The organism is Pseudanabaena biceps PCC 7429 (assembly GCF_000332215.1).
Taxonomy (GTDB): Bacteria; Cyanobacteriota; Cyanobacteriia; order Pseudanabaenales; family Pseudanabaenaceae; genus Pseudanabaena; species Pseudanabaena biceps.
This window is the reverse complement of sequence record NZ_ALWB01000397.1, coordinates 1-2076: the sequence shown is the minus strand read 5'-3', so window position 1 is coordinate 2076 and position 2076 is coordinate 1. Positions and strand designations below refer to the sequence as shown.

Genomic DNA, 2076 nt, shown 5'->3' with positions numbered 1-2076 from the left:
TTACTGGGTTGGTTTTTAATTCAAGAAAGTGTTGTCACACTTTCTTAAACTTGACTTGGGACAAATCAAACCCCAAGAATTGAGTGGCGGCGCTTCGCGCCGCCACTCAATTCTTGGGGTTTATGTCCTAGTACAGCGACAGCTATAGTTTGCATAGAGATACATTATTGAACATTATTCCGCCTAATAATCCGCCTAATAATCCATCGAATAGTCCATTACCCCTTGTTTCCCGTCCCCATGGGTTAGCTCGATGGATCCCGATTATCTCAGTATTGAGAAATTATCAACGTCCTTGGTTAATGCAAGATATTAGTGCAGGATTGGTACTAACTGCAATCCTGATTCCCGCTGGAATGGGCTATGCGGAAGCCACAGGTTTGCCCGCGATTTATGGGCTATATTCCACAATTTTGCCGCTCATAGCCTATGCCATTTTTGGCTCTAGTCGCATTTTGGTTTTAGGTCCTGACTCTGCGCTAATTCCAATTATTTCGGCAACTGCCCTTCCCCTAGCTAATGGCGATCCGCTCCATGCGATCGCGATCGCAGGAATGCTATCTATCCTTGCAGGCATCATCTGCATTATCGCAGGCATAGCAAAATTTGGCTTTATTACAGAACTTCTCTCTAAACCAATCCGCTATGGATATCTAAATGGAATTGCCGTAACCGTTTGCATCAGCCAATTGCCCAAGATATTTGGTTTTTCCGTAGATGCTAATACCATTTGGGAAGAGATAATTGGGTTTGGACGGGGAATCTATGATGGTCGAGCAAACTATACAGCTTTAGCGATCGGATTAGCCTGCTCGATCATAATTCTGACCTGCAAACGCTTTGCCCCAAAAATTTCAGGGGTACTAGTCGTGGTGGCGGGGACAACAGCGATTAGTTCGCTCTTTGATCTTTCCCATCGAGCGGGAATATCGGTCGTAGGCGCTTTGCCTCAGGGCTTACCTGCTTTTCAGATTCCTCACCTTCAACCTGTAGAATTCAAAACTATAGTCTCTAGCGCAGTAGCGATCGCCCTAATATCTTTTGCCGATATGAGCGTGTTGTCGCGGACTTTTGCCATTCGTGGCGGCTATAAGGTTGATCGCAATCAAGAGTTAATTGCCTTGGGGATCGCCAATATTGCTTCGGGTTTATTTCAAGGCTTTGCCATAAGTAGTAGTGCATCACGAACGCCTATTGCTGAGGCAGCAGGCTCCAAAACCCAGATTACAGGAGTAGTAAGCGCGATCTGCATCGCCATAGTTTTGTGTTTCACTCCACTCCTCTTACAAAACTTACCCCAAGCAACCCTGAGTGCGGTGGTGTTTTCGGCAGGGCTGGGGATTTTGGAAATTGAGGGGACTTGGCGACTATATCAGCTACGTCGGTTTGAATTTGTTTTGTCTGTGGTTTGTTTTGCAGGGGTTGCCCTACTTGGGGTGATTCAAGGAATATTTGGTGCAGTGGTTTTAGCTTTGTTTGCCTTTGTCTGGAGTGCATGGCGACCCCATTATGCGGTTTTAGGGCGAGTGGATGGACTTAAGGGCTACCACGATATTTTGCGCCATCCTGAAGGAAGAAGAATTCCGGGACTCGTAATTTTCCGTTGGGATGCGCCACTGTTTTTTGCCAATGCCGAAACCTTTTGTGAACAGGTGATACGCGCGATCGTAACCGCCCCAACGGCAACTAAGTGGGTAGTTGTAGCTGCTGAACCCGTGACCGATATCGACCTCACCGCTGCGGATGCGATCGCAGAACTTGAGAAAACCCTATGTAAGGCAGGTATAGGTTTATGCTTTGCCGAGATGAAAGGTCCAACGAAGGATCGATTGAAACGTTACGGGCTATTCACAGAGCTGGGCAAAAATAACTTTTTCCCAACAATCGGGCAAGCCGTGGATATTTACGTACAAGTAAATAAGGTTGAATGGCACGACTGGCATAATTGAAGTATCTCAAAAGGAGAGTGGTGGCAAAGTGCCACCACTCTCCTTTTCGGATTTGATTTTTCTTAACTAACGTCAGTTCGGGTTAAGCTGGCAAATTTTAAAAGCCCAAAAGTAAAAGCCTTGCTAC

Annotated in this window: 1 protein-coding gene; it reads left to right on the top strand. The window is 46.2% G+C overall.

Annotated elements, in window-relative coordinates:
* Positions 1–173: 173 nt before the first annotated feature.
* Complete coding sequence (locus tag PSE7429_RS22685; protein WP_407681170.1) at positions 174–1949, top strand: SulP family inorganic anion transporter; 1776 nt, start codon at positions 174–176, stop codon at positions 1947–1949.
* The last annotated feature ends 127 nt before the right edge of the window (positions 1950–2076 follow it).